Raw genomic sequence first — 26,609 nt, 5'->3', positions numbered from 1 at the left:
CCGCTTGCCCGGCCGTTCACTTCAGGTCCGCGTCGTCGGCGCGCTGCACCCAGTCGGAGAAGGTCTCGTCCTCGTTCTTCAGCTTCTCGAAGTTGCGGAGCACGCGCTCCACGTAGTCGGGAAGCTCCTCGGAGGTGGTCTTCAGGCCGCGGACCTTACGGCCGAAGCCGGGGTTGACGCCCAGCGAGCCGCCCAGGTGGATCTGGAAGCCCTCGACCTGCTCGCCCTCGTCGTTCACGACGAGCTGGCCCTTGAGGCCGATGTCGGCGACCTGGATGCGGGCGCAGGAGTTGGGGCAGCCGTTGACGTTGATGGTCAGCGGGCTCTTGAAGTCGGGCAGCCGCTGCTCCAGCTCGTCGATCAGGTTGGCCGCGGTGACCTTGGTCTCGACGATGGCCAGCTTGCAGAACTCGATACCGGTGCACGCCATGGTCTGGCGGCGGAAGGTGGAGGGCTTGACCCGCAGGTCGCCCGCCTCCAGCTCGGCGACGAGACTGTCGACCCTGTCGGGCGCCACGTCGAGGATGACCATCTTCTGCTCGACCGTGGTGTGCACCCGGTCGGAGCCGTGCCGCTCGGCGATGTCGGCGATCAGGTGCAGCTTGTCGCCGTCGAGGCGGCCGACCTTCGGGGCGAAGCCGACGTAGAAGTTGCCGTCCTTCTGCGGGAAGACGCCCACGTGGTCCCTGCGCCCGCCGCGCGGCCGCTCGGGCGCGGGGCCGTCGGGCAGGGTGTAGCCGAGGTACTCCTTCTCCAGGACGTCGCGGAACTTCTCGGGACCCCAGTCGCTGATCAGGAACTTGATCCTGGCCCGGTGGCGCAGGCGGCGGTAGCCGTAGTCGCGGAAGATGCCGATCACGCCGCCGTAGGCGGGGGCGACCTGGTCGGGGGTGAGGAAAACGCCCAGCCGCTTGCCCAGCATCGGGTTGGTGGACAGGCCGCCGCCCACCCACAGGTCGAAGCCGCGCTCGCCGCTCTCGTTCACGACGCCCACGAACGCCACGTCGTTGATCTCGTGCACGGTGCAGTGCGCCGGGCACCCGCTCACCGCGGACTTGAACTTGCGCGGCAGGTTGGAGAAGGCAGGGTCGCCGATGTAGGTGTCGTAGATCTCCTGGATCTGCGCGGAGCCGTCGAGGACCTCCTCGGTGTCGATCCCGGCCAGCGGGCAGCCCAGGATGACGCGCGGGGTGTCGCCGCAGGCCTCGGTGGTGGACAGGCCCACCGACTCCAGGCGCTCCCAGATGTCGGGAACGGCCTCGATCTCGATCCAGTGCAGCTGGATGTTCTGCCGGTCGGTGACGTCGGCGGTGCCCCGGCCGTAGAGGTTGGAGATGTCGGCGATGACCCGCAGCTGGGCCAGGTTGAGCCGGCCGCCGTCGATCCTGACGCGGAGCATGAAGTAGCGGTCGTCGAGCTCCTCCGGCTCCAGGATCGCGGTCTTGCCGCCGTCGATCCCGGGCTTGCGCTGGGTGTAGAGCCCGAACCAGCGCATCCGGCCCCGCAGGTCGGCGGGGTCGATGGAGTCGAAGCCGCGCTTGGAGTAGACGTCGATGATCCGCTGACGGACGTTGAGCCCGTCGTCGTTCTTCTTGTTCTCCTCGTTCTTGTTCAGCGGCTCGCGGTAACCGAGAGCCCACTGACCTTCGCCGCGCGGGCGCTTGTGATGTCGATTCGCCGACCGGGCAGGGGTCGTCATGCGCGCGTCCTTATTGTGGCTCGATGGAATGATTTCCGGACGCGCACGGGCGGCACCTCCCGCCTCATCGTCGAGTGCGGGGGTCGATTACTCAGAGGAGGACGCCTGTTACGCGGCCGAGCTGGGTGAAATCAGCAGGGGGCGACGGTTAACGGACGTCACAACAGATGGCACTGCGGACACGCAGGAGGTCGACGTGGCGTCGCACGACGAGCAATGGGTCCGCTGGCATGTCTACGACGATACCTCGGGCACCGTGGATGTCCAACGTGGGGTCCACCATCTGGACGCGGCCGTGGTGTCCGGGCCCGCGCCGGGGAGCCGAAGGGGCCGGGGGCGGCGGGGCGCCGGGATGTCCGGTCAGCCCTGGCGGGGCCAGTCCAGGGCCGACTCCCGGGGCTCGGGGGCGGGCTGGTGCTGGCAGTCGCACCACGAGCCGCCCGGGCACTTCTCGTGCCGGCGCTCCTTGCACTCCTCGCAGATCATGGGTCCATTCTGCGCCGTTCCTCCTAGAACGTCACTCGGTTACCCTTGTCTGGGCCGCGACAGGGAGGCGTCATGGGTCTGATGGACGAGCTGCTGGCGGACCTGCGCGCCGAGACGGCCGAGTTCGACGCCATGATCGCAGGTCTCGGCCCGGACGAGTGGGAACTGCCCACCCCGGCCGAGGGCTGGGCGGTACGGGACCAGGTCGGCCACCTCGCCTGGTTCGACGACGCCGCCACCGTCTCCGCCGACGACCCCGAGGCGTTCCGCGCCGCGCTGCCCGCGTTCCTCGCCCGCGGGGACTCCGCCGTGGACGAGCTCGCCGCCGCCTCGCGCGGCCTGACCGCCGCCCAGATCCACGAGTGGTTCCGCGAGGCGAGGGCCAGGGTCCTGGAGTCCTTCGCCCGGCTGGACGCCGGTGCCAGGCTGCCCTGGTACGGGCCGGAGATGTCGGCCGCGTCCTTCGTCACCGCGCGCCTGATGGAGACCTGGGCCCACGGGCAGGACGTGGCGGACGCGCTCGGCGTCGCACGCGTGCCGACCGCCAGGCTCAGGCACGTGGCGACGCTCGGGGTGCGCGCCATGCCGTACGGCTTCGCGGTGCGCGGCCTGGAGCCGCCGTCGCGCCCGGTGCGGGTGGAGCTGACCATGCCCGACGGGTCGCCGTGGGAGGCCGGGCCCCCGGACGCCGTCGACGTGGTCCGCGGCACCATGGTCGACTTCTGCCTCCTGGTGGTCCAGCGCCGCCACCTCGCCGACACGTCCCTGCTGGTACGCGGCGAGATCGCCCGGACGTGGGCCGCGATCGCCCAGGCCTTCGCCGGGCCGCCGGGCAAGGGGCGGGCCCCGCTCGGGCCGGAGTGGCCGGAGCGGTCGGGGGAGCCGGGGGAGCCGGGGTAAAGGACAGGCCACGCCCGGCCAGGAGTGGCCGGAGCGGTCGGGGTGGCCGGGGTATCGGGGTGGCCGGGGTAAAGGACAGGTTCCGCCCGGCCCGGCGTGCCGGAGTAAGGGATGGGCCCGGGCCGGATCAGGGGTATGCCAGGGGGACACCGGATGGGAACGGCCCCATCTCGCCTGACATGCTCGTAAATATGCGGACGCTGTTGAACGTCATCTGGTTGGTCTTCGCGGGAATCTGGCTGGCGATCGGCTACGTCCTCGCGGGAGTCGTGTGCTGTGTCCTGATCATCACCATCCCGTTCGGCATCGCGTCGTTCCGGATCGCCGCCTACGCGCTGTGGCCCTTCGGCCGGACCGTGGTGCGCGACCCCGAGGCGGGCGTGCTGTCGACCGTCGGCAACGTGATCTGGTTCCTCGTGGCCGGGATCTGGCTGGCGATCGGGCACCTGCTGACCTCGATCCCGCTCTTCCTGTCGATCATCGGCATCCCGCTGGGCCTGGCCAACCTCAAGCTGATCCCGGTCTCCCTGCTGCCGCTGGGCGCGCGCATCGTCGACACCGGCGACGCCGAGGCGTTCTACCGCAGGTAGATCCAGCGGCGGGTTTCGCGGCGGGTGTTACGGGCAGATGGGTGAGATTCGATCGTTGCCCGCCCGACTCGTGATCAAGCGCGGCTAGGAATACCGTTGTGCGGCATGACGTCCACTGATGCCCCGGCCCATCGCCCCGGGCCCGAGCGGCGCCCGCCGCGCGGGCCCGGGACGCGGCTGCGCGCCGGTCTCGCGTGGATCCGCGGCAGGGACGTCTGGGCCAGGCTGCGGGCGCTGCTCTCCTGGATCCGCGGCACCGACACGTGGACCCTGATCGTCGCCACCACGAACGCGGGCGTCACCTACCGCGTCACCGGCCTGGCGGGCGAGGCGGCCTTCTTCGCGCTGCTGTCGCTGCCGCCGTTCATGCTCGGCCTGATCGGCGTGCTCGGCCAGCTGACCCGGGTGTTCGGCCCCGAGACGGTCAAGAACGTCAGCGACTGGATCGACCAGCAGGCCCACCTGCTGTTCACCGACAACGCCGTGGACACCGTCGTCACCCCCCTCATCGAGGACGTGCTGAAACCCGAGAACCAGGTCTCGCTGATCTCCCTGGGCTTCCTGCTCGCGCTCTGGTCGGGCTCGCGGGCGCTGTTCGTCTACGTCGACCTGATCTCGGTCGCCTACGGCCTCGGCGAGGAGCGCGGCATCATCCGCACCCGCCTGATGTCCTTCGGGTTCTATCTCGCGGGCCTGCTGATCGGGCTGGTGGTGATGCCGGTGCTCGTCCTGGGCCCGGCCGCGCTGCGCGGGGCCCTGCCCGCCGACTACACCGTGCTGGTCGACATCCTCTACTGGCCGGTGGTGATCATCGGCTCGGTGATCTTCCTCACGCTGCTCTACCACGTGAGTGTTCCCGTACGCACGCGCTGGTGGCGTGAGCTGCCGGGGGCGATGCTCGCGCTCGTCATCTGGATCGTCTGCGCGGCCGTGCTGCGCGCGGTCCTCGCCGCCTGGTTCTCGCCGGTCTCCATCTACGGCTCGCTCGCCGCCCCCATCGCCGTGCTGCTGTGGCTCTACATCACCGCGCTGGCCGTGCTCATCGGCGCCACGCTCAACGCCGAGGTCGACCGGCTCTGGCCTGTCGAGGGCGCAGGTCGCGCCGGGCGCGGGGCTTAGTCCGCTATCGTCTAAGCCGCGACTGGCGCATAAGGTGGGAGAGACCACCGGGGAGCGAAAGGGCGAGGAGGCCGAGCGCCTGGGTCTTCGCGCGATGTCGACGATGACAGGGGAGTGAAGGCGCATGAGCGCTCTTTCCAGCGTGGATCCGCAGATCGCCGAGCTCATCAAGGCCGAGGAGCGGCGGCAGGCCGACACCGTCAAGCTGATCGCCTCGGAGAACTACGTCTCCAAGGCCGTCCTTGAGGCCACCGGCACCGTCCTGACCAACAAGTATTCCGAGGGCTACGCCGGCAAGCGCTACTACGAGGGCCAGCAGGTCATCGACCAGGTCGAGACCCTCGCCATCGACCGGGCCAAGGCCCTGTTCGGCGTGAACCACGCCAACGTGCAGCCCTACTCGGGCTCACCCGCCAACCTGGCCATCTACCTGGCCTTCCTGAAGCCGGGCGAGACCGTCATGGGCATGGGCCTGCCGTTCGGCGGCCACCTGACCCACGGCTGGTCGGTCTCGGCCACCGGCAAGTGGTTCAACCCGGTCCGCTACGGCGTGCGGCAGGACACCGGCCGCGTCGACATGGACGAGGTACGCGAGATCGCCCTCCGCGAGCGCCCCAAGCTGATCTTCTGCGGTGGCACCGCGGTCCCGCGCACGATCGACTTCCCGGCCTTCGCCGAGATCGCCCGCGAGGTCGGGGCCGTGCTCGCCGCCGACATCGCGCACATCGCGGGCCTGGTGGCCGGTGGCGCCCACCCGTCGCCGGTCGGCCACGCGGACGTGATCTCCACCACCACCCACAAGACCCTGCGCGGCCCCCGGGGCGCGATGCTCATGGCCACCTCCGACGAGCACGCCACCGCCCTCAACAAGGCCGTCTTCCCCGGCCTTCAGGGCGGGCCGCACAACCACACCACCGCGGCCATCGCGGTGGCGCTCAAGGAGGCGTCGACCGACGAGTTCAGGGACTACGCCCGCCAGGTCGTCCTGAACGCGCGGGCGCTGGCCGAGGAACTCCTGGGCCGGGGCTTCGACCTGGTCTCCGGCGGCACCGACAACCACCTCATCCTGTTCGACCTGACCCCCAAGGGCATCGGCGGCAAGCCCGCCGCCCAAGCCCTGGACAGGGCCGGGCTGGAGACCAACTACAACAGCGTGCCCTTCGACACCCGCAAGCCGTTCGACCCCTCGGGCATCCGCATCGGCACCGCGGGCGTGACCAGCCGGGGCATGGGCGTCGCCGAGATGCGGCAGATCGGCGCCTGGATCGACCAGGTCGTCACCGCCCTGGCCAAGGACGAGGAAGAGGCCAAGCACGTCATCACCCGGGTCCACGGCGAGGTCAGGGAGCTCACCTCCCACTTCCCCGCCCCCGGCCTGTGACCGTGTGATCTTCACTCCGGCGGTGATCACCCGCTGTCCTCCGGGGACGGATGATCTACGCGGGTCCGCGACACGCTGATCGGCAACCGGTCGGCCATATGAAGATGAGACGCCCGGCCGGGACTTCCCGGCCGGGAGAACCCCTGGCCTCGGCCGTGGGAACCCCTGGCGCGGCCGTGAGAAACGTGGCAAATGTGTTTGCGCCGGACGGGAGGCACTGCGCTACAGTTCTCCCGAAGACGCCGTTCGAGAGACGCGCGGCCACGAGGCGACAGGAGGTGGGAAGCATGCGGGTTGTTCTGGTGAGCCTGCCGTCCATCAACCTCCGGGTGCCCGCCTAGCCGATTCGCGACAGGGCACCCGGCCTTCCACAAGGGTGCTTACGTTGTCTTCGCCAATCGTCTCTTCCTCATCCGTTCTCACCTCGCTCGGCTGGGACGACTCCCTCGCCGCCGAGCTTCCCGCAGGTCTCGTCCCCGCCCGCGTGTCCCGCGTCGATCGCGGTGCCGCCGAGGTGCTGACGGCCTCAGGTCCGCTCCGGGCCGGTTACGCCGCCAGGGTGCGGCGCGACGCCGCCGCCGACCCCGTTGCCCTGCCCTGCGTCGGTGACTGGGCCGGGCTTCGCCGCCTGGCCGAGGGCCGCTTCGAGCTGGAGGCGCTCCTGCCCCGGCGCACCGCGTTCGTACGCGGCGGCGTCGCCAGGGTCTCCAGGGGCGGGCTCTCCGGCGACTCCCAGGGCCAGGTGCTCGCCGCCAACGTCGACGTCGTCTTCGTCGCCGAACCCGCCCTGCACGCCACCGACACCGCCGACCTGGGCAGGATCGAGCGGCTGCTCGCGCTCGCCTGGGAGAGCGGGGGCCGTCCCGTGGTGCTCGTCACCAAGTCCGACCTGATCGGCGAGGGCCTCGAATTCCTGATGGACGAGGTCGCCTCGGCGGCACCGGGTGTGGATGTGCACCCGGTCTGCTCCGTCACGGGCGAGGGCGTCGAGATCGTCCGAGGCTACCTCGGGGGCACGCGCACCGCGGTGGTGCTCGGCGCCTCGGGTGCGGGCAAGTCGACGCTCGTCAACGCCCTGGCGGGGGAGGGGGTCATGGAGACCCAGCAGGTCAGGGCCGGTGACGGCCGGGGCCGTCACACCACCGTGCACCGCGAGCTCATCCCGCTCGCGGGAGGCGGGCTCATCATCGACACGCCCGGTATCCGCCGCGTCGGCCTGTACGACATGGGCGAGGGCGTGGACATGGTCTTCTCCGACCTGGAGGAGCTGGCCACGCGGTGCCGGTTCGGCGACTGCCGTCACGACAGCGAGCCGGGCTGCGCCGTGATCGCCGCGATCGAGGACGGCACGCTCCCCGAGCGGCGGCTGGAAAGCTGGAACAAGCTTCAGCGGGAGGCCGCGTGGATGGCGTCCAGGAGCGACGCGCGGCTCCGCAAGGAGCTTCAGGGCAAGTGGAAGAGCATCACCAAGGAGATGCGGGGCCGTAACCGGCCCTGAAACGTGGAGGAAGCCCGTCGTGCGGTCGCCCGTTCCGGGGGCCGCACGCGCGGGGCCCGACACGACAACGTGTGATCTCGCAGGGGATTCGCGAGATCACACGTGCGGGGGAAGCCGGGTGGAGGTACTGCTCAGGCGACGGCACTGATGCCGGCGCTGGCGGCGCGGCGCATACGACGGCGACGCTCGGAGGCGCGCTCGTCCTCGTTCAGACCGCCCCAGGTGCCGTACTTCTCCGGACGGGAAAGCGCGTAGTCCAGGCACTCGGCGCGAACAGGGCACTGGGCGCAGATCGCCTTGGCCTTACGCTCGCGGATGTCACGCTCGGGCTGACGCTCGCCGTCGGGACCGAAGAAGAGCACGAGGTCCTCGCCCCGGCACGCGGCGTCATCCTGCCAGCCCCAGCTGGGCCGAGGCCGGGCGGTCTGCCGACGTACCTGAGACATGAGAAAACCACCTTATAGTGAGAGGTATTTCTGGTTGATGCCGCATTGGACGCTTGTGGCGTCCCTGGGTCCAACGCCTGGATTGGCCGTGATGTTCCCTCAGGTCAGGTCAGCGCGGACGTGGCATACCGCACAGGGGCTACCCTGTCCAGCGTGACCAGCCGGTAGGTAGTGATCGTATCGGCGCAAGCCGTACCGCATGGCGTTGTTAGCGTCATGGGTTCAACCACTACCCGAAAACGAGCGCCACTACCGCGCACAAATGCCTCGGTGACGGCGCCGTCCAACCTGGAGGATTCCACGGCCACTCCGCCAACCGAGAGATCACCCGTATGAATGCGGATGAAATGCTCAGCGGCCTGCAGTGGCTCAGGGATGCCTGCGCGTCCCCGGAAACGGTCGAGGATGACCTCGCCGGACCGGTACGCGTCGGCTGCCGCGATCGCAGCAGCCTGAGACATGCTGCCGTAGTAAAGCCCGTGTGGCAAGCACACGAGGTTGGCGGCGTATCGATCGCCGCCAACATGTGATGTTTCCCATACTGTGTCCGGCAATTTTTTTGCCAAGGACCGAGCTAGGGGTAGTCCAATGCGGGCGCAGCACGCGTTGCGCTTGGCATGCGTGCAGACCAGAAAAACCGGCTCACTCACAAGTATGCAGGACTCCGGGACCACTCCGGCCACCACGCTGTCAAGGTTAAGATCGTCCGGACCTGCGATGACACCTTCGGCGATCCATGGTTCGGCCGACCCGGAGTCGGCGACCATGACGTGAATGCCGGTTTCCACGAGGTTTCTGCGCCCCGGGCGGCGGATCAGCTGGGGGCGGATGCCGAGTCGTGTGGCTCGTTTGATAAGAGTGTGCACATCCGCTGGGAGAGTGCAGTCTTCCAGGTGGGAGGCCCAGGGGCCGGAGTGCTCGATGAGAAGCCAGAAGCGGGCTCCGACGGTCGCGCTGGCGTGGACCGGCAGCTCGCCGGTATGACAGCCCGGCGGGTGCGTGCACCCTTTGCCCGCCATGTCAGCCCTGCCCACGCCACTCCCCGTGCTCACGTTCTCTCCCCGCTCTGACTTAGGTAAGACTAACCTAACAGCCAGGTCGAGGGGGTGAGGGGTAAAACGATCACATGCCTGTAAAGGCGTTTCGCGGCTTCCGGCCCCTTCCGGCTTTCCGGTCACCTGGACCTCTGTCACCGGCCCCTGATGGCCTTCCGGTCCTCCGGCCGCCGGTCCCGGTGAACGGGCGCGGGTGTCAGCGGGTCAGTAGGTCAGCGCGGCGCGTGCCAGGGGCAGGGCCGTTTCGCGGTCCTGCGGGACGAGGCCGACCCGGGTCCGCCGGTCGAGAAGGTCGTCCACGTCCAGGGCGCCCTCGTGCCTGACCGCCCAGACGAACTCGGCCCCGGTGACCCCGGTCGGCCCGCGCTCGGCCAGCCAGGGGTCCTCCGCCATCAGGGCCCGTACGGCGCCCGCCTCGTTCCCGTACCGCTCCAGCAGCCGGTCCGTCTCCCGGGTGGCCTCCCCGCCCGCGTCTCTCACCGGTCCCGTGCCGCCGGGGCCTGTCGCGGGGGCGGCCCCGACGAGGGGCAGCCTCGCCGTACGGCTTCGTCCCGCGTCGAGTCGGCCCAGGGACACGGCCCGGTCGACCGCGTCCTCGGCCATCCGCCGGTACGTGGTCAGCTTGCCGCCCACGATCGTCACCAGACCGTCCGGCCTGCTCAGCAGTGCGTGCCTCCTGGACAGGTCGGCGCTGCGGCCGTCGGCGGCGAGCAGTGGCCGCAGCCCCGCGTAGGTCCCGGCGACGTCCCGGCGCCGGATCGGCTCCTCCAGCACGGAGTTCAGGATGGCCAGCAGGAAGGTCACGTCCCCCTCCGGCACCGATGGGACGTCCGGGACGGGGCCGTCCACCGGTTCGTCGGTGAGGCCGACGTGGATCCGCCCGTCGGACTGGGGGAGGACCAGGGCGAAGCGGTTGCCCTCCCCGGGGATCGGCACGTGCAGCCCCGTGGCCAGGCCGGGCAGCGTCTCGGGCCGGAGTACCAGGTGGGTGCCGCGCGAGGGGCGTAGCCGGATGCCCGGGTGCAGCCCCGCGGCCCAGACGCCGGTGGCGTTCACCACCGTCCTGGCCCGGATCGTGAAGGTGTCCCCGTCGAGCTCGTCGCGGACCAGCGCGCCGTCGCCGGACAGCTCCAGCGCCCGGCAGCGCGTCAGGATCCTCGCGCCGTGGGCCGCGGCCGTCCTGGCCACGGCGACCACCAGGCGGGCGTCGTCGGACAGGCGCCCGTCCCACGACAGCAGGCCGCCGCGCAGCCCGCGCGAGCCCAGCGGCGGGGCGAGGGCGAGGGCCCGCGCGGCGGAGATCCGCGAGGGTGCGGGCAGGAGGCGGCGGGGGGTGCGCGTCGCGGCCCGCAGCCCCTCGCCCAGGCGGTATCCGGTCATCAGCAGCGCCGCGTGGCCGCGGGAGACCTCAGGGACCAGCGGCAGCAGGTAGGGGTGCGCCCTGACCAGGTGCGGAGCGGTGCGCGCGAGCAGGTGGCCGCGTTCCACCGCGCTCTCGTACGCCACCCCGACCTGCCCCTTGGCCAGGTAGCGGAGCCCGCCGTGGATCATCTTGGAACTCCACCGGGAGGTCCCGAAGGCCATGTCGTGGGCGTCGATCGCGGCGACGGAGAGGCCCCGGGAGGCCGCGTCGAGCGCCGCCCCGGCGCCGGTGGCGCCCAGTCCCACCACCAGCACGTCCACCACGAGGTCGCGTACCTCGGCCAGCTCGCGGGCGCGGCGGGCGGCGTTGAGGGAGGAGTTCACGGTCGCAGGTACCTCTCCAGGAGCGTGCCGAGCTCGGCGTCCAGGTCGTCCGGGTCGCGCAGCCCGGCCGGGTCGAGCATGGTCGGACCGGAGAGCAGGAACGACTGGGCGGTCAGCAGCACGGCCCCGGCCATCCGCGCCGGGTCGCCGGGCCGTACGGTGCCGTCCTGCTGACCTTGGACGATCGACTCCTCGACGAGCGTGAGCATGGCCTCGTGGCTGGCGCCCCTGCGGTCCAGCAGGTAGGGCAGGAGCAGTTCCGGATCCACCTCGACGATCTTCCGCCAGAGCGGGTGGCCGCGCAGCGCCCGTACCGCCGCCACCGCCGAGGTGACCGGGTCCCCGGTCGCGGACCGGTCCGCGACGCGGACCCACTCGCGGGTCATCAGGTCGGCGACGAGAGTACGCATGTCGGGCCAGCGGCGGTAGATCGTCATGCGGGAGAGCCCGGCCCTGCGCGCCACGTCGGTGAGCGTGGCGCGCCGCACCCCCACCGCGAGGACCACCTCGCGGGCGGCGTCCAGCACCTGGTCGCTGCCCTCTACGTCCGCATTGTGACGAATAGACGTCATGTGTCACAGTGTAAGGGTGGAAAATCCGACGAGTGCCACCGACTCCATGCTCTGGTCCGGCTGGGGCGACCCCGGCAAGGCCGCCGACCTGCCGGAACCGGTCAGGAAACTGCTCCACGACGTGCTGGGCGTACGCCCGGGTCCGGCTCGGGCCGCTGGGCTGGGCGAGGTGCGGCTGCCCGCCGTGACGCTTCCCCCGCCCGTACGGGCGGAGCTGTGCGGCGTCGTCGGCGCCGATCACGTGCGCTCCGACGACGAGACCCGCGTCCGGCACACCCGGGGCAAGTCCACCCCCGACCTGATGCGCATGCGCGCCGGGGACGGCTCCGACGCGCCCGACGCCGTGGTGCTGCCCGGTTCGCACCGCGAGGTGCTGGAGGTGCTGGCCGTCTGCGCCGCCCACCGGGTCGCGGTGGTCCCGTTCGGCGGCGGAACCTCCGTGGTCGGCGGCCTGGTCGCGACCCGGCGGGGGTTCGCGGGGGTCGTCGCGCTGGACATGGCCCGGATGGACCGGCTGGTCGCCGTCGACGCCGAGTCGATGGTCGCGGAGATGGAGCCGGGGCTCCGGGCTCCGGGGGCCGAGCGGCTTCTGGCCGGGCACGGGTTCACCCTGGGGCATTTTCCGCAGTCGTTCGAGTACGCCACGCTGGGGGGTTTCGCCGCCGCCCGCTCCAGCGGGCAGGCCTCGGCCGGGTACGGGCGCTTCGACGACATGGTGGTCGGCATGACCGTGGCCACCCCGCGCGGCACCCTCGAACTGGGCCGGGCGCCCAGGTCGGCGGCCGGGCCCGACCTGCGCCAGGTGATCCTCGGCTCCGAGGGGGCCTTCGGCGTGATCACCTCCCTGCGGCTCCGCGTCCGGCGCGCGCCCGAGGAACGGGTCTACGAGGGGTGGCGGTTCGCGTCGTTCGCGGAGGGATCGGCCGCGCTGCGGCACCTTGTCCAGGAGGGCGTCGTTCCCACCGTGCTGCGGCTGTCCGACGAGACCGAGACGATGGTCGGCCTGGCCCGCCCCGGCGAGATCGGCGCCTCGCCGACCGGCGCGGGCTGCCTGGCGATCGCCGGGTACGAGGGCTTCTCCGAGGTGCCCGCCCTGCGCGAGCGGGTCGCCACCGCGCTGTCGGGGCTCGGCGGCGTCCCCCTCGGCACGGAACCGGGGGAGTCATGGGCCCGCGGGCGCTACTCCGCGCCCTACCTGCGCGACTCGCTGCTCGCCGCCGGGGCCACCGTCGAGACGCTGGAGACGGCCGGGTTCTGGTCCAACCTGCCCGGCCTCTACGACGCCGTACGGCTCTCGCTGCACGCCTCGCTCGGCTCGCCGCTGGTCATGTGCCACATCTCCCATGTGTACGGCACCGGCGCCTCCCTGTACTTCACGGTCGTCACGGCGCAGGGCGACGACCCCGTCGGGCAGTGGGAGGTGGCCAAGCGGTCGGTCAGCGAGGCGATCGTCGCGGCCGGGGGCACCGTCTCGCACCACCACGGCGTCGGCCGCGACCACCGGGAGGCGTACGCCACCGAGATCGGCGACCTGGGGGTGGAGATCCTGCGCGGGATCAAGGACCGGCTCGACCCCGAGGGCATCCTCAATCCCGGCGTTCTCGTCCCACCGGGGAGGTGAGTCGGGTACGGGGTCGGCCGGAGAGATCCGGCGGCGGGGAAGGGATCGGGGAGGCTCGACCGGGGCGGCTGCGGGGAAGGGCTCAGGGAGGTCCGACCGGGGGCGACTGTGGGGGAACGGCAGGGGAAGCCCGACCGGGGGCGACTGTGGGAGAACGGCAGGGGAGGCTCGACCGGAGGGGTGGCCGTGGGGAGGCGACCGGGGAGGCTCGGCGGGAGGCGACGGGGGAGGTTCAGCCGGCGACCATGAGCCCCTCCATGGCCTCGCGGAGCGGCCCGGGGATCCCGGCCGGTCTGCGGGTCTCCCGGTCGACGAACACGTGGACGAAGTGGCCCTCCGCCACGACCGTCTCGCCGTCCTCGCGGAACAGCCCCAGCTCGTAGCGGACGCTGGAGCGGCCCAGGTGGCCGACCCGCAGCCCGACCCTGACGGCCTCGGGGAAGGAGACCGAGGCCCGGTAGACGCAGTGCGACTCGACGCACAGGCCGATCGCGTCGCCGCCGTGGATGTCCAGGCCCGCGCTCCTGACCAGCCAGGTGTTGATCACGGTGTCCATCATCGAGTAGTGGACGGCGTTGTTGACGTGGCCGTAGACGTCGTTGTCCTTCCACCTGGTCGGAACGGTCTCCCAGTAGGCGTACACGGTAGAACCATATTCCAGTCGCCGCCCCGGCGAACTCCGGACAGGCGTCCCTCGGCGACCCGTGATGCCTCCCCGGGCTTTTCCAAGAGGGAGTGCGGCTGCTTAAGATCGTTGCCAAGATATGGTCATGGTTGACATTGGACAGGCGGCGGAGCGCGGGCGTGAGGCCTCCTCCAGGGTGTCGAAGGAGGGCGCGGGCTGGTCCTGCGCCCAGACGGGCACCTTCACGGACCTGCTGCCCAGCAAGGAGACCTTCTCCTGGCTGAACCCGCGTACCATCTGGCGGTCGCGGAACGAGGTCCTCGCGATCCTGTTCGGAGACCCCTCGGGTCAGGTGCGGGCGCGCTGGGTGGGCTCCCAGCGGGACCGGGGCGTCGACCCCTCCTTCCGCATCCCGATGGACGTCGGCCCCGAGTTCTCCTTCCTGGTCCTCGGCGACACCGGGGAGGGCGACGCCTCGCAGTACGCCGTGGTGCCGGGCATGCTCAAGGTCGGCGAGGGCACCGCGTTCGCGGTCGTCGCCAGTGACGTGATCTACCCCACCGGCTCGGGCAACGAGTACGAGGACAAGTTCTTCCGCCCGTACCAGGAGTATCCAGCGCCGATCTACGCGATCCCCGGCAACCACGACTGGTACGACGGGCTCGGCGGCTTCATGCGCGTCTTCTGCGACGCCCCGGCGCTGGCGGCCGAGAAGGAGGGGTTCAAGCTGTCGCCCTCGGGGCTGCGCGGCCTGCTCTGGCGTAAACCGGAGCAGATCGACGAGGCCCGGCTGGCCAGGGCGCGCGAGCGGCGGGCGAGGCCGGAGCAGCGGGTCGTGCAGCCCGCCCCCTACTGGGCGATGGAGACCCCCGGGCTGCTCATCGTCGGCGTGGACACCGGAATCCGCGGCGACATCGACAGGGAGCAGGCCGAGTGGCTGCGCGAGGTCTCCCGCGACCCCCGGCCCAAGCTGCTGATCACCGGAAAGCCCATCTACACCCGCAACGACCACAAACCGTCGAAGCTGGTCGGCGGCGGCACCATCGACGACATCGTCACCGACCCCGCGCACAACTACGTCGCGGCGATCGGCGGCGACGTGCACAACTACCAGCGCTTCCCGGTCAAGGTGGGGGACCGGACCATCCAGTATCTGGTGGCGGGCGGCTCCGGGGCCTTCATGCACGCCACCCACACCATCCCGAGGGTCACCGTGGGCGGCGTGGACGAGGACGACTACCGCTGCTACCCGCTGCGCGGCGACTCGCTGTCGTTCTACAGCAGGCTCTACAGCGACCGGCTGCGCATGCGCTGGCTCTACCTCACGCCCGACGAGAGCGCGGCGCTGATGTCCCGGCAGATCGGCAACGCCCCGGTACGGGACATCCCGGCTGTGCCGATCACCCGGCGGATGAGATGGGCGGCCAGGATCCTCGGCGGCTGGCCGATGCCGCTGCGGCTGCCCGTGGGCAGGACCTTCCACCGCTACCTGTCGGAACTGTCGGACTGGGACACCCCGCCGTTCTTCAAGAGCTTCCTGCGCGTCTCGGTGACGCCCGAGGCCCTGACGATCCGCTGTTTCGCCGCCACCGGCTGCCTGCGACAGGAGATCGAACCCCCGATCGAGGACGAGATCGTCATACCGCTCGCCTGATCGAGAATGTCGTACCGGCGTGGCAGGGTTGGCGTATGCACGTGTCGGTCGCGGCGACTCCCGAGGGCGGGGGTGTGCTGCGCGTGGACGACGAGCCCGCCAGGGCCGTCGCCGATCTGGCCTCGGCCGCCCGCGAGCTGGAGGCCCGTGACCCGCGCTGGGTCTGGGCCGACACGCGGGAGGTCTACCCCGCGTTGCTCGCCGCCGGGGTGCGGCTGGCGCGCTGCCACGACCTGGCGCTCACCGAGGGCCTGCTCCTGGCCCACGAGGGACGCTTCGGCGAGCCGAGGTCCGCCGCCGCGGCCCACGCCCGGCTGCACGGCCTCCCCGTGCCCGACGACCAGCACGGGTCCCAGGCGCGTCAGGCCACCCTCTTCGAGGAGGAGGCGCCCCCACCGGACGCGGACCTGGTCGCCGAGGTCTACGCCGACCAGCTGCGGCGCGTCGAGACCACCGCCGATCCCGGGCGGTTCCGGCTGCTGGTCGCCGCCGAGTCGGCCGGGGCGCTGATCGCCGCGGAGATGGCCAGGGAGGGCATGCCCTGGCGGGAGGACGTGCACGACGAGCTGCTGACCGGGCTGCTCGGCCCGCGCCCGGTGCACGGCATGCGGCCCGTCAAGCTCCAGGCCCTGGCCGACCAGGTGGCGGAGGCCTTCGGCTCGTCGTTCAACCCCGACTCCCCGCAGCAGATCGTCAGGGCGTTCAAGGCGGCGGGCGTTCCCGTCGCCTCCACCCGGGCCCACGACATCAAGCAGGTCGAGCACCCCGGCGTCGCGCCGCTGCTCGCGTACAAGGAGATGGCCAGGTTCTACAGCTTCCACGGCTGGGCCTGGGCCGACCAGTGGGTGCGCGACCACCGCTTCCGGCCCGAGTACGTGGTGGGCGGCGTGGTGACGGGCCGGTGGGCGACCAACGGCGGCGGGGCCCTGCAGATCCACAAGCTGATGCGCAAGGTCATCGTCGCCGACGACGGCTGGACGCTCGTCGTCGCCGACGCGGCCCAGCTGGAGCCGCGCGTGCTGGCCGCCATGGCCGGGGACGGCGGCCTGGCCAGGGCCGCCGGGCAGATCGACCTCTACCAGGCGCTGGCGCAGGCGTTCGGCGGCGAGCGCGACAACGCCAAGATCGCCATGTTGTCGGCGATGTACGGGGGCACCAGCGGAGACGCGCCCAAGCTGCTGGCCGTGATGCGCCGCCGTTTTCCCCGCGCCTACCAGTTCGTGGAGGACGCCGCCAGGGCGGGGGAGGAGGGCAAGGTGGTCCGCTCCTGGCTGGGCCGCACCTCGCCGCCGCCCTCCGCCCGCTGGCGGGAGCTGGTCTCCGGCCCCGAGGGAGGCCGCGCGGCCCGCGACCGCGGCCGGTTCACCCGCAACTTCGTCGTCCAGGCGACCGCGGCCGAGTGGGCGCTCGCGCTGATGGCCGTGCTGCGCGGCCTGCTGCCCGACCCGGCCAGGCTGGTGTTCTTCCAGCACGACGAGGTGATGGTGCACTGCCCGGCGGAGCAGGCCGCCGAGGTCGTCGCGGCGGTCGGCAGGGCCGCGGAGGAGGCGACCCGGCTGATGTTCGGATCGACCCCGGTGCGCTTCCCCATGATGGCCGTCCCGGTCAGGTGCTACGCCGACGCCAAGTGACCCCCGGCGACACCGGGCCTCCCCGGCGCCTCCGGGGTCCCGGCGAGAACCGGGCGCGGCCGGGGTGCTTCCGGTGAGAGCCAGGTGCGGTCGCGGCTCAGGTGCGGACCAGGGCGAGCCAGGCGCCGGTGACCGTCACCATGACCGCGACGGCCGCGCCGAGCACGCCGTACGACAGGCTGCCGACGATCACCCCGGCGATCACGGTGCCGGTCGCGCCGCAGACGTTCATCAGCAGGTCGGAGAGGCCCTGCACGGGGGTGCGGTGTTCCAGCGGCACGGCCTCGCTGAGCATCGCCGAGCCCGAGATCAGCCCGCACGACCAGCCGAGGCCGAGCAGGACCAGCCCGGCGGTCACCCGCGTGACGTCGTGCGTCCCGGCCCCGCCCGCGAGGAAGGCCGCGGCCAGCAGCAGGCCCATCCCCAGCACCAGCACCGGTGTCCTTCCCGCCCGGTCGGCCAGCCAGCCGATCACGGGCGACAGGACGTACATCCCCGCGATGTGCAGGCTGATCACGATCCCGATGACCGTGTACGTCGAACCGCCGTGGTCGAGGTGGACCGGGGTCATGGACATGATCGAGACCATCGCGGTGTGGCTCACCGCGATCGCGACCAGCGCGCGTCCCGCCACGGGTGTCCCGCGCAGCACCCGCCAGGCGGTGCGGAACGTGCCCCCGCCCTTTCCCAGGACCGGGGCCGGGGTCGTACCGGGAAGGGGCGCGTCCGGGGCCGGTCGCGTGGAGCGGGCCAGGAGCAGGGGGTCGGGGCGCAGGGCGATCATGATGATGCCGAGGGCGATCACGAAGCTCACCAGGGCGACGGCGAACGGGCCGCCGCCCGGTGGCAGCCCGAGTTCGGTGCTGAACCGCTCGGCCGGTCCCGCCAGGTTCGGTCCGGTGACCGACCCGACGGTGGTGGCCCACACCACCAGCGACAGGTGCCGGGCCGAGTGCCCCGGCGGGGACAGGTCGGTCGCGGCGTAGCGTGAGGCCAGGCCGCCCGCGCTGGCCGCGCCGAACAGCACCAGCCCGGCCAGCAGCAGCGGCCACGAGCCCAGGCCGACCGCGAGCAGCGAGACCAGGCAGCCGAGCAGGGCGCAGCCGTAGGCCAGGGCGAGCCCGGCCCGGCGGCCGCCCCTGCCGGACGACTTCGCGGTGGGCAGCGCCAGCAGTGCGGCGCCCAGCACGGTCGCCGTCCCGGCCAGCCCGCTGAGCGTCGTGGAGCCGGAGAGGTCCTCCACGGTCACCGAGCTGAAGGTGAGCCCCACGGCGACCCCGATCCCGCCGCTGATCTGGGCGGCGGACAGCACGATGAGCGTCCGCCGCTGTACGGCGGCGGTCCGTGCCCCGTCACCGGGGGAGGGGCCGGGGGTGGTGGTGTTCGTGGGGTTCGCGGTCACGAGTGAAGTCTGTCATCACTCATGACCGCACCACGAGGCCATTTCAGGGGAGGAGCGCCGGGAGGGCGGTGGAGTCAGGGGCGTGACGGACGGCGAACCGGGTGAGGGGTGTGACGGACGGGGGTTGGGAGGAAGCGTGACGGGGCGACGGTGAGCCCCGGGTGACGGACGGAGGTTGGAGGAGGCGTGACGGTGAGACCCGGGTGATGGACGGCGGACGAGATCATTCGACCGAGGTGAAGGTGGCGAAGAACGTCTCCAGGATGTCCGAGTTCTTCTCCCACTCCAGGTCCTGGACCCTGAACGTGATCTGGTAGGCGTTCCGGCCGTTCACGGCGACGTAGCGCGTCAGCCCGTGCATCGGGACGCCGTTGGGCTGGACGTAGGTGTACTCCCAGTCCGCGGCCTTCCAGGTGCGGTAGTTCACCACCGTCACGCCGACCTCGGTGTACTCGTCCAGGCCCTTCTTGCTCGCCTTGCCCAGTGCCGTCACCGGGTCCGCGACCGGCACCCCGACGACGACGATGCTCTGCTCGCCGCTCTTGGGCCCGGAGAAGGTGACGACTCCGTCGGAGCTCGCCTTCACAGTCCAGTCGCCGGGCACCGCGCCGGAGACACCGGCGGCGTTCGCCAGCTTGAAGCCCTCGGGGATCTCCTCGCTCGGCGCGGCGGACAGCGTCGGCTCCTCCGTCCTGGAGATCGGCGTGGACGGGGTCGTGGAGGCCGTGGTGCCGGGGTTGCCGCCGGGCAGGAAGACGAGCAGCCCGGCGACCACGATGGCCAGCACGCCGCCCCCGCCGAGCATGAGCAGGCGGAGGTCGGGGCCTTCCCCGCCGTTCACCTGGGCGCGGCGCGCCCCGTTCCGGCTGGGCGCGGTCATGGACTGCGAGTCGCGTACGGAGGCGCGGGAGGACGACTCCCGCGAGGAGGGGGTGGGCCAGAGCGCCGCCTCGCGGGCCTTGGACGCCTCGCTCTGCCCGCCACGCCGCGGTGCGGCCGGTGGCGTGGGCGGCGGTGCGGACGGCTGCGTGGCGGGCAGGTCGCCGGAGAAGCTGGTCAGCGGGTCGAACGGGGCGCCGTCGGGTCCGGTCGCCGGGATGCGCAGCGCGTCGTAGCCGCGCTGGTGCCCGCCGGTCAGGCCGGTGGCCGCGTCCCCCGACGGCCCGCCCACCTGCGGGAACCCGCCGGTGCCGGGGAAGGAGAGCAGGTCGGCGCGGTAGGACCCCGAGGGGCTGGAGAGCACGTCGTGGGGGAGGGGGTGGCCGCCCGAGGAGTCGCTGCCGTACGGCACCCGGATCGGGCCTGAGGGCGTCTCGATGATCCGGGAGGGCATCGGCCCGCGCGGCACGTCCAGCGGGGGCATCAGATGGATCGGCATGGAGTCGCCGGGGACCGGCATCGACGAGAGCGGGGGTGGGGGCGAGGGGCTGGGCGCGCGGTTGGGAGTGCTGGAGCCGTGGCTGCGCAGCACCCGGTCGAGCAGGTCCGACACCTGCGAGGCGCTCATCCGGTCGGCGGGGTTCTTGCGGAGCAGGCCCTCGATGACGGTGATCAGGGCACCGGCCCGCTGCGGGCGGCTGGGCTCCTGCGTGAGGATCGCGCCGAGCACGGCCACCGCGTCCGGCCCCTCGTAGGGAGGCCGTCCCTCGACCGCCGCGTACAGCGTGGCGCCGAAGGACCACAGGTCGGAGGACTGCGTGACCGGCTGGCCCGACAGCCGCTCCGGCGGGATGTAGGCGGGCGAGCCCATCAGCAGGCCGGTCTGGGTGATCGTGACGTCGCCCTCGATCGCGGCGATGCCGAAGTCGGTGAGGACCACCCGGTCGGAGGTCAGCAGCACGTTGCCCGGCTTGACGTCGCGGTGCATGATCCCGGCGGCGTGGGCGTGGCGGAGCGCGTCGAGCACCCGGACGCCGATCTCGGCGGCCTGGACCACCGGCAGCGGCCCGCTCTGCCGCACGGCCTGCTCCAGTGACCAGGCGCGGACCAGCTCCATCACGATCCAGGGGCGGCCGTCCTCCTCGACGACGTCGTGGACGGTGACGATGCCGGGGTGGCTGAGCCGGGCCGCCGAGCGGGCCTCGCGGAGCATCCGGCGGTGGGCTCCCTGCTTGCCCGCGTGGTCGAGCCCGTAGGGGAGGATCAGCTCCTTGACCGCGACGTCCCGGTCGAGCAGGACATCGTGCGCGTGCCACACCATGCCCATCCCGCCACGGCCCACGGGCGACACCAGGCGGTAGCGCCTGCCCACCAGCCTGCCGCCCTGGCTCTCCGGTGTTGCTCCAGCGGAATCGCCGCCCTCAGGCCCCTGGGGGTTTCTCCCGAGCAAGCGATCGGTCATCGTTCCCCGTTCCCCATAACCAACCCTGTGAGGTGGACACGATATCGGGATGACATTTGGTTATGGAAGTTTGCATGCTGAGAAGGCGCGTGACGGTATTTGTCAGGATCGGTGTCCTTCAGATCACTGAGCCTGCGTCCGCGCTCTGACGTCGCCGAATGCTACCGGCGGATGGAGAAGTTGTCAGCTTTACCCAATCTTAATAGACAAAAGATCACTTAGTCGACGTATCTTCATGATCGACCGCTTCGGCCAGTGCGGCCAGGGCCGAGGTGAAAGCCGAGGCGGGCGGACTGACCAGGCCGGCGCCGACCTGTCCGGTCCCCGCGACCCGTCCGGCGATACCGGTGTTCACGGTGGGCAGCAGGCCCGTCCTGGCGACCAGCGTGACGTCGACGCCGACCGGCGTGCCCCGGAAGTCCAGCCCCGGGATCTGGTACGCCGGATGCTCGGCCAGGGTGATCTCGTACATCGACCGGGTGGCCGCCATCGCGTCCGACACGTTCCCGCCGACGAACCTCACGATCGCCGGGGCCGCGGCCATCGCGAAGCCGCCCAGCCCCGCCGTCTCGGTGATCGTCGAGTCGCCGATGTCGGGGTTGGCGTCCTCGGGGCCGTACGCGCCCAGGTAGAGGCCGTCCGGCACGCCCGCGGGGCCGGTGAACCAGCGGTCGCCCAGCCCGGAGACCTGGACCCCGAAGTCCGTGCCGTTGCGGGCCATCGCGACGACCATCGTGGAGCCGGGGATGTCCCTCGCGGCGTCCGTGCTGACCTTGCACGCGGCCATGCCCGCGTTGAGGAAGAAGTGGTCGTTGCCGTTGACGAAGCGCAGGACCTCGGCGGCGTGGCCGGGGGCGGCCTCCACCACGTGGGGGGCCAGCTCGCGCACCATCAGCGAGGTGGCGGCGCGGTTGCGGTTGTGCAGTTCGTCGCCCATCTGCAGGGCCTGCGCGGCCAGCGACCCGAGGTCGAGTGGCCCGCTCCGCTCCAGGGTGGCCTGGAGCACCGGGCCGAGCACCTCGGCCATCCAGCGCAGCCGCTCCAGCACCTCGGGCCCGTACGCGCCGTACCGCAGCACCTTGCCCAGGCCCTCGTTGAGCGAGCAGTAGGCGGTGCCGCCGTGCTCGGCGTCGCGCACCTCGAACATCCACATCGACGGGGTGACCACGCCCGCCATCGGCCCGACGGTCCGGTGGTGGTGGCAGGAGTCGAACCGGGCCCGCCCTGAGGCCAGCCGCTCCTCGGCCTCCTCGGCGTCGGCGGCCAGCCCCTCCAGCAGCATCGCCCCGATGAGCGCGCCCCGCATCGGTCCCGACGCCCGCTCCCACTCGATCGGCGGGCCCGCGTGCAGGAAGGTGCCCTTGGGCAGGTCGAGCACCTCGTGCGCGGGCCGGACCCCGACGAGCTGCGGACGCGCCGAGACCAGGCGGCCCACGGCCGTCTCGTTGGCGCGGACCCTGCGCGGGTCGGCCAGCACCCTGGCCAGGTCCGCCTCGGTGCCGGGCATCGGCGGGCGCCAGTCCACCCGGACCCGCGGGACGGCCTGCGCGTCCAGCGCCTCGCCGAGCACGTCGGCCCCCACCGTGATCACTTCCGGCTCGCCGGAAAGCATGGACAGCGTCATCGTGTTCCTTTCAGCGTGGAGACCCTCGCCCTCAGGCGCGGGGAGGAAGTCAACAGCTCTCCCTGAACCTGAAACCCGGGCAGGGACCAGCCCGAGACGAACCTGGAACCCCCGACGGTCAACGAGTGTCCGCGGCGATCCCGGTGGCCGCCCGCGCGGCGTACCCGGCGGCCCCGGCGTTGGACGTGAAGACCGCGGCCCCCGCCGCGTTCAGGGCCCCGGCCTGCGCGGCCAGCCCCTGCGGGTCGCCCTCGGAGCCGACCAGCGCGACCACCGCCGTGACGCCCCTCGCGACGGCCTCGGCGATCGCGGGCGCGAGCCTGGCGGAGGGGTCGGGGTCGGCGCCGTGGCCGAGCACCACGTCGAGCAGAACGACGTCGCCGGGCGGCACCTCGGCCAGGGCCTCCAGGCGGAGCGTCGGGTCGATCATCGGGTGGGCCCTGCCGACCGTGTAGGCGTCGTCGCCGAAGTCGGTGAACTCCCCGGTCCCGGCGATCAGCCGCGCCTCCACGCACAGCGTCCCGCCCGAGTAGATCCCCCGCACGTTCCCCCCGGCACCCGCGCCGCCCGTCCCGGATGGACCGTATGTCCCGGATGAACCGGGGGCGGGCCAGGAGGGCCAGGTGGGGACGGGGACGCCGAGGGCGCGCAGGGCGGCCTCGGTCACCGAGGTCAGGTCGTCCTGGCCGGGACCGAGCAGCGCGGTCACGACCGGCGTGCCGAGCTTCGCGACGGCCTCCCCGACGGCCCGCGCGACCTCGGGGGCCGGGGGCTTGGAGATCAGGACGATCAGCTCGGTGGCGGGGTCGGCGTCGAGGGCCTCCAGGGCGCGCAGGGTGGACAGCCCGCCCACGTCCGCGGACAGGTCGCGACCGCCCACGCCCAGCACGTGCGACACCCCCACCCCCGCCAGGTCGAGCAGGCAGGTCACCTGCTGCGCACCCGTTCCCGAGGCGGCCACCAGCCCGACCGGGCCGGGGCGCAGGACGTTGGCGAAGCCGAGACCCGCCCCGCCGACCACCGCGGTGCCGCAGTCGGGACCCATGACCAGCACGCCGCGCTCGGCGGCGCGTCTCTTGAGCAGCACCTCCTGCTCCACCGGCACGTTGTCACTGAAGATCATCACGGACAGGCCCGCCTCGACCGCGTCCAGCGCCTCGGCGAACGCGTGCGGGCCCGGCACCGAGACCAGGGCCAGGGCGGCGGCGCGCTCGCGGGCCGCGGCGCGGACGGTGCGCGGGGGGCGCTCGGCGGCGCCGCCGCCACCGGCCGCGGACGGGGCCGACAGCGCGGCCAGCAGCCCGTCCAGCTCCGCGGACGCGGCCTCCAGGGCGTCCGTCTCGCCGCGCAGCGCGATCAGCAGGTCGGCGGGACCGGCCTGCGGGAGGTCGAACCCCAGCTCGGCGGCGATCCCGAGGTTGAGCTCCGTGGCCATCGCCACCACCGCGACCTCCACGCCGGGCAGCGCGGTCGCCGTGCGGCTGACCCGCATCAGGCTCACGGAGTCGTGGTAGATCCCCGTACGTGTCCGGACCACATCAGTACTCGCCATTGCCCCCGCCTTCCAGATCGATCACCGCCGCGAGCCCGATCCGCAGCCCCCACGCCAGGTCCGCCCCGGAGGTGTGGCCCAGCTGCAGGAGGCGGTGGAGCGCCGGCTCCAGGGACTGCCGTCCCGCCAGGCCCCGCAGCACGGCCAGCACCTCGCCGCTGGCCTCGCCCCGGGCGGCGCAGTGCAGCAGCGCCGCCGAGATGGGGGTGGTCCTGCCGCGTACGTCGAAGGTGACCGCGGCGGCCAGCCAGTCGGCCAGCCACACGGCACGGCTCGCGCCCGTCGCCCCGCCCAGATGGCGCAGCGCGACCAGCAGCCCCGCGAGCACGTCGTCACCGCTCGGCGTCAGCCCGGGACCCAGGCCGACCAGCTGCTCGGCGGCCACCACGCTCTTCAGCAGCGAGCCCTCGGCGCACCCCTGGGCCAGCAGACCGGCCGCGCCGTTGCCCTCCAGCCCCGGACGCCTCGGCGACCGCTCGCACAGCTCCGCCAGCGCGGGCAGCGAACGGGCCAGCCGCGCGGCGTCCACGGCGCCGAGCGGCGGGGCCGGGTTCCACCAGCGGTGGGCCCGCAGGCTGAGCCGCCCGACGTCGATCGAGCCGTCCCCGACGGACGCCTCGTCGCCCACCGCGACGCGCGGCATCGGGTCGGTGACCACCATGGCGTTGGGCAGGCGGGTGGCCTCCCCGGTCACCACCGCGATGACCTGCGGTTCCAGCTCGGTGCGTACCTCAAGGTAGACGCCGGAGGGGAAGGCCGCCAGCACCCGCGCCGGGCGGCGGGGCGCCTCCAGCATCTGGCGCAGGGCCGTGCTGGCCGCGCCGGTCCCGTGCGTCCGCGTGTGTACGCGCTGTGCCCTAGGGCGTGTTCCAACGGTCATGAGCGCTCCTCGGCAGGCCCCGTGGGTGTGAAGGTGCTCTCTCCAGCGGTTCGCTCGCTCACGGACTCCCCCATCCATTGAGCCGACGGTAGAACGGGCGTGGACGCAGGCCGTACGGAGAAAGGTGCCAACAGTCTGCTCAAAGGTTGGCTCTTCCTGACAGACGGGTCCATCAGTCACAATCACCTCATGGAACCCCCCGTGCGCCCGGCGAGCACCGGAACGATCATTCACGGCGTCGCCGTCGGCGAGGTCCTCGGCGTCTCGACACTGGCGGGAGCCCGGCTGATCGCGGGGGAGCGGGGCCTGGACCGCGTCGTGCAGCGCCTCAACGTGATGGAGGTGCCCGACGTCCTGGCCTGGGTCAAGCCGCACGAGCTGCTGCTCACCACCGGCTACCCGCTGCGCAACACGCCCCAGTCGCTCGGCAGGCTGGTCGCCGACCTCGACGAGCGCGGCCTGGCCGCGCTCGCCATCAAGCTCGGCCGCTATCTCGACGAGCTGCCCGAGGAGATGGTGGAGCAGGCCGACCGGCTGGGCTTCCCGCTGATCCAGCTTCCCGACAACGTCGGCTTCGACGACATCCTCAACCAGGTCCTGACCGACATCCTCAACCGCCAGGCCGCCGTGCTGGCCAGGGCGGAGGAGGCGCACCGGGCGCTGGTCCAGGTCGTGCTCGCCGGGGGCGGGCTGCGCGAGGTGACGGCCGAGGTCGCCGGGCTGCTGGGCGTGGGGGTGGCCGTGCTGGACGGGACGGGGCACGTGCTGGCCGCGGCCGGGCCCGCCGAGCACGTGGCCGCGCTGCGTGACGGGCCCGAGGGACGCCACGCCTCGGTGCCGGTCGTGGCGGGCGGTCACCACCACGGCAGGATCGTCGCCTGCGGCCCGGTCGGGGCGATCGGCGACAGCGACGTCGGAATTCTGGAACGTGCCGCCACGGTCGCCGCGCTGGTGGTGACCCGTCAGGAGGCGGTCAACGCCGTCGAGAGCAAGTACCGCGCCGACTTCCTGCGCGACGTGCTCACCGGCAGGGCGGGCGGCACGGAGCGGGTCGCCTCCCGGGCCAGGGCCTTCGGCTGGGACCTGCAGCGCCCGGTCACCGTGCTGGTGGCCGAGCTCGACCCCGAGGGCGACGAGCGCGCCGCCCAGGACCGCCTCGTCACCTGCTGGACCGGTGCGATGCGCCGCCACGACGCGCGCGGCGCGGTGGCCGGGTTCTCCCACGAGGTCGTCACCATCGTGGACGCGTCCGTCGACGCGGGCCGCCTGGCCAAGGACGCCGCCGCGGCCTTCGCCGAGTCGCTGCCCGCCACCTTCTCCACCGGCGCCAGCCGCGTCGCCGTCGGGGCCGAGGCGCTGCCCGAGGCGTACGGCCAGGCGCTGAAGGCCGCGCGGGTGGGCCGTCAGCTGCACGGCAACGGCGCGGTCGCGCACTTCGACCAGCTCGGCGTCTACCGGCTGCTGTCCCTGGTCAACGACACCGCCGAGCTGCACGCGTTCGTCCGCGAGACCCTCGGCCCGCTCGCCTCCGACGACGACGCGGAGAACGCCGACCTGCGCCGTACGCTGCAGGTGCTGCTGGAGACCAACCTCAACGTCGCCGAGACGGCGCGCAGGCTGCACTTCCACTACAACACGCTGCGCTACCGGATCGGCAAGCTGGAGCGCATCCTCGGCGGTTTCACCGAGGACGCCCACCTGCGCCTGAACCTCACCCTGGCCCTGCACGTCCTGCGGATGCGCGGGATATGACGACGGCGGCCACCTGGGGATACGCGGCCGGTGCG

The 26,609-nt window shown here is 72.2% G+C and carries 21 protein-coding genes and 1 riboswitch; of the genes, 9 read left to right on the top strand and 12 right to left on the bottom strand.

The features are described 5' to 3' along the window. Positions 1-16 precede the first annotated feature (16 nt). Together ACW9TB_RS15165 and ACW9TB_RS15160 are read right to left on the bottom strand one after the other, a co-directional pair. Complete coding sequence (locus ACW9TB_RS15165) at positions 17-1,699, bottom strand: nitrite/sulfite reductase (RefSeq protein ID WP_472748654.1); 1,683 nt, start codon at positions 1,697-1,699, stop codon at positions 17-19. 360 nt (positions 1,700-2,059) lie between these two features. Beyond that, positions 2,060-2,185, bottom strand: a complete 126-nt coding sequence (locus ACW9TB_RS15160; RefSeq protein ID WP_472748653.1) for a hypothetical protein — start codon at positions 2,183-2,185, stop codon at positions 2,060-2,062. A gap of 72 nt (positions 2,186-2,257) precedes the next feature. Here ACW9TB_RS15160 and ACW9TB_RS15155 point away from each other — a divergent pair, with 72 nt between their 5' ends. From ACW9TB_RS15155 to rsgA, 5 genes are all read left to right on the top strand, one after another. Further along, positions 2,258-3,085 carry a TIGR03084 family metal-binding protein gene (locus ACW9TB_RS15155; RefSeq protein WP_472748652.1) on the top strand — a complete coding sequence of 276 codons (828 nt, stop codon included), beginning with the start codon at positions 2,258-2,260 and terminating at the stop codon, positions 3,083-3,085. A gap of 191 nt (positions 3,086-3,276) precedes the next feature. After that, positions 3,277-3,675: a YccF domain-containing protein gene (locus ACW9TB_RS15150; protein ID WP_472748651.1), complete on the top strand. Its 399-nt coding sequence runs from the start codon at positions 3,277-3,279 to the stop codon at positions 3,673-3,675. A 105-nt stretch (positions 3,676-3,780) separates the two neighbouring features. Then, positions 3,781-4,794, top strand: coding sequence for a YihY/virulence factor BrkB family protein (locus tag ACW9TB_RS15145; RefSeq protein ID WP_472748650.1), 1,014 nt, complete (start codon positions 3,781-3,783; stop codon positions 4,792-4,794). Positions 4,795-4,802: 8 nt separating this feature from the next. After that, positions 4,803-4,886, top strand: a riboswitch (ZMP/ZTP riboswitch). A 32-nt stretch (positions 4,887-4,918) separates the two neighbouring features. Next, positions 4,919-6,175, top strand: a complete 1,257-nt coding sequence (gene glyA, locus ACW9TB_RS15140; protein WP_472748649.1) for a serine hydroxymethyltransferase — start codon at positions 4,919-4,921, stop codon at positions 6,173-6,175. 385 nt (positions 6,176-6,560) lie between these two features. Next, positions 6,561-7,673 carry a ribosome small subunit-dependent GTPase A gene (gene rsgA / locus ACW9TB_RS15135; RefSeq protein ID WP_472748648.1) on the top strand — a complete coding sequence of 371 codons (1,113 nt, stop codon included), beginning with the start codon at positions 6,561-6,563 and terminating at the stop codon, positions 7,671-7,673. 131 nt (positions 7,674-7,804) lie between these two features. On the opposite strand, the gene ACW9TB_RS15130 is transcribed toward rsgA, so the two are convergent. From ACW9TB_RS15130 to ACW9TB_RS15115, 4 genes are all read right to left on the bottom strand, one after another. Beyond that, a complete protein-coding gene (locus tag ACW9TB_RS15130) occupies positions 7,805-8,119 on the bottom strand; it encodes a WhiB family transcriptional regulator (RefSeq protein WP_012893126.1) in 315 nt (104 codons plus the stop codon). Positions 8,120-8,223: 104 nt separating this feature from the next. Next, positions 8,224-9,153 (bottom strand): sucrase ferredoxin, encoded by a 930-nt coding sequence (locus ACW9TB_RS15125; protein ID WP_472748647.1) that lies wholly within the window; start codon positions 9,151-9,153, stop codon positions 8,224-8,226. Positions 9,154-9,378: 225 nt separating this feature from the next. Next, complete coding sequence (locus tag ACW9TB_RS15120) at positions 9,379-10,920, bottom strand: glycerol-3-phosphate dehydrogenase/oxidase (protein WP_472748646.1); 1,542 nt, start codon at positions 10,918-10,920, stop codon at positions 9,379-9,381. Further along, on the bottom strand, positions 10,917-11,492 hold the full coding sequence (locus ACW9TB_RS15115) for a TetR/AcrR family transcriptional regulator (protein WP_472748645.1): 576 nt from the start codon (positions 11,490-11,492) through the stop codon (positions 10,917-10,919). The genes ACW9TB_RS15120 and ACW9TB_RS15115 overlap by 4 nt, the downstream gene beginning before the upstream one ends. Positions 11,493-11,538: 46 nt before the next feature. On the opposite strand from ACW9TB_RS15115, the gene ACW9TB_RS15110 reads away from it, so the two are divergent. Continuing rightward, on the top strand, positions 11,539-13,113 hold the full coding sequence (locus tag ACW9TB_RS15110) for an FAD-binding oxidoreductase (RefSeq protein ID WP_472748749.1): 1,575 nt from the start codon (positions 11,539-11,541) through the stop codon (positions 13,111-13,113). A 232-nt stretch (positions 13,114-13,345) separates the two neighbouring features. Here ACW9TB_RS15110 and ACW9TB_RS15105 read toward each other — a convergent pair whose 3' ends face one another. Continuing rightward, positions 13,346-13,756: an acyl-CoA thioesterase gene (locus tag ACW9TB_RS15105; protein ID WP_472748644.1), complete on the bottom strand. Its 411-nt coding sequence runs from the start codon at positions 13,754-13,756 to the stop codon at positions 13,346-13,348. A gap of 127 nt (positions 13,757-13,883) precedes the next feature. Here ACW9TB_RS15105 and ACW9TB_RS15100 point away from each other — a divergent pair, with 127 nt between their 5' ends. Both ACW9TB_RS15100 and ACW9TB_RS15095 read left to right on the top strand, forming a co-directional pair. Continuing rightward, the gene (locus ACW9TB_RS15100; protein WP_472748643.1) at positions 13,884-15,392 is read left to right on the top strand and encodes a metallophosphoesterase family protein; all 1,509 of its coding nucleotides are present in this window, start codon (positions 13,884-13,886) and stop codon (positions 15,390-15,392) included. Positions 15,393-15,427: 35 nt separating this feature from the next. Further along, positions 15,428-17,023, top strand: a complete 1,596-nt coding sequence (locus ACW9TB_RS15095) for a bifunctional 3'-5' exonuclease/DNA polymerase (RefSeq protein ID WP_472748642.1) — start codon at positions 15,428-15,430, stop codon at positions 17,021-17,023. 97 nt (positions 17,024-17,120) lie between these two features. On the opposite strand, the gene ACW9TB_RS15090 is transcribed toward ACW9TB_RS15095, so the two are convergent. The 5 genes from ACW9TB_RS15090 to ACW9TB_RS15070 form a co-directional block, all read right to left on the bottom strand. Then, a complete protein-coding gene (locus ACW9TB_RS15090) occupies positions 17,121-18,425 on the bottom strand; it encodes an MFS transporter (protein ID WP_472748641.1) in 1,305 nt (434 codons plus the stop codon). A 223-nt stretch (positions 18,426-18,648) separates the two neighbouring features. Further along, a complete protein-coding gene (locus ACW9TB_RS15085; protein WP_472748640.1) occupies positions 18,649-20,766 on the bottom strand; it encodes a serine/threonine-protein kinase in 2,118 nt (705 codons plus the stop codon). Positions 20,767-20,980: 214 nt separating this feature from the next. Beyond that, entirely contained in the window at positions 20,981-22,390 is a 1,410-nt protein-coding gene (locus ACW9TB_RS15080) for a YlbE family protein (RefSeq protein ID WP_472748639.1), read from the bottom strand. Positions 22,391-22,508: 118 nt separating this feature from the next. Continuing rightward, the gene (locus tag ACW9TB_RS15075) at positions 22,509-23,942 is read right to left on the bottom strand and encodes an FdrA family protein (protein ID WP_472748638.1); all 1,434 of its coding nucleotides are present in this window, start codon (positions 23,940-23,942) and stop codon (positions 22,509-22,511) included. Further along, positions 23,929-24,738, bottom strand: a complete 810-nt coding sequence (locus ACW9TB_RS15070; RefSeq protein ID WP_472748637.1) for an oxamate carbamoyltransferase subunit AllH family protein — start codon at positions 24,736-24,738, stop codon at positions 23,929-23,931. The genes ACW9TB_RS15075 and ACW9TB_RS15070 overlap by 14 nt, the downstream gene beginning before the upstream one ends. 273 nt (positions 24,739-25,011) lie before the next feature. Between ACW9TB_RS15070 and ACW9TB_RS15065 the strand changes: the two genes are divergently transcribed. Next, a complete protein-coding gene (locus ACW9TB_RS15065; protein ID WP_472748636.1) occupies positions 25,012-26,574 on the top strand; it encodes a PucR family transcriptional regulator in 1,563 nt (520 codons plus the stop codon). Positions 26,575-26,609 lie beyond the last annotated feature (35 nt).

Source organism: Streptosporangium sp. H13245 (assembly GCF_055690525.1).
This window is presented reverse-complemented; position numbering and strand designations above follow the sequence as displayed.

Bases quoted from the DNA above. Each gene is read 5' to 3' on its own strand.
- ACW9TB_RS15165 (WP_472748654.1), bottom strand. From the start codon at position 1,699: ATGACGACCCCTGCCCGGTCGGCGAATCGACATCACAAGCGCCCGCGC.
- ACW9TB_RS15160 (WP_472748653.1), bottom strand. From the start codon at position 2,185: ATGATCTGCGAGGAGTGCAAGGAGCGCCGGCACGAGAAGTGCCCGGGC.
- ACW9TB_RS15155 (WP_472748652.1), top strand. From the start codon at position 2,258: ATGGGTCTGATGGACGAGCTGCTGGCGGACCTGCGCGCCGAGACGGCC.
- ACW9TB_RS15150 (WP_472748651.1), top strand. From the start codon at position 3,277: ATGCGGACGCTGTTGAACGTCATCTGGTTGGTCTTCGCGGGAATCTGG.
- ACW9TB_RS15145 (WP_472748650.1), top strand. From the start codon at position 3,781: ATGACGTCCACTGATGCCCCGGCCCATCGCCCCGGGCCCGAGCGGCGC.
- glyA (WP_472748649.1), top strand. From the start codon at position 4,919: ATGAGCGCTCTTTCCAGCGTGGATCCGCAGATCGCCGAGCTCATCAAG.
- ACW9TB_RS15130 (WP_012893126.1), bottom strand. From the start codon at position 8,119: ATGTCTCAGGTACGTCGGCAGACCGCCCGGCCTCGGCCCAGCTGGGGC.
- ACW9TB_RS15115 (WP_472748645.1), bottom strand. From the start codon at position 11,492: ATGACGTCTATTCGTCACAATGCGGACGTAGAGGGCAGCGACCAGGTG.
- ACW9TB_RS15110 (WP_472748749.1), top strand. From the start codon at position 11,539: ATGCTCTGGTCCGGCTGGGGCGACCCCGGCAAGGCCGCCGACCTGCCG.
- ACW9TB_RS15100 (WP_472748643.1), top strand. From the start codon at position 13,884: ATGGTTGACATTGGACAGGCGGCGGAGCGCGGGCGTGAGGCCTCCTCC.
- ACW9TB_RS15095 (WP_472748642.1), top strand. From the start codon at position 15,428: ATGCACGTGTCGGTCGCGGCGACTCCCGAGGGCGGGGGTGTGCTGCGC.
- ACW9TB_RS15085 (WP_472748640.1), bottom strand. From the start codon at position 20,766: ATGACCGATCGCTTGCTCGGGAGAAACCCCCAGGGGCCTGAGGGCGGC.
- ACW9TB_RS15080 (WP_472748639.1), bottom strand. From the start codon at position 22,390: ATGACGCTGTCCATGCTTTCCGGCGAGCCGGAAGTGATCACGGTGGGG.
- ACW9TB_RS15075 (WP_472748638.1), bottom strand. From the start codon at position 23,942: ATGGCGAGTACTGATGTGGTCCGGACACGTACGGGGATCTACCACGAC.
- ACW9TB_RS15070 (WP_472748637.1), bottom strand. From the start codon at position 24,738: ATGCTGGAGGCGCCCCGCCGCCCGGCGCGGGTGCTGGCGGCCTTCCCC.
- ACW9TB_RS15065 (WP_472748636.1), top strand. From the start codon at position 25,012: ATGGAACCCCCCGTGCGCCCGGCGAGCACCGGAACGATCATTCACGGC.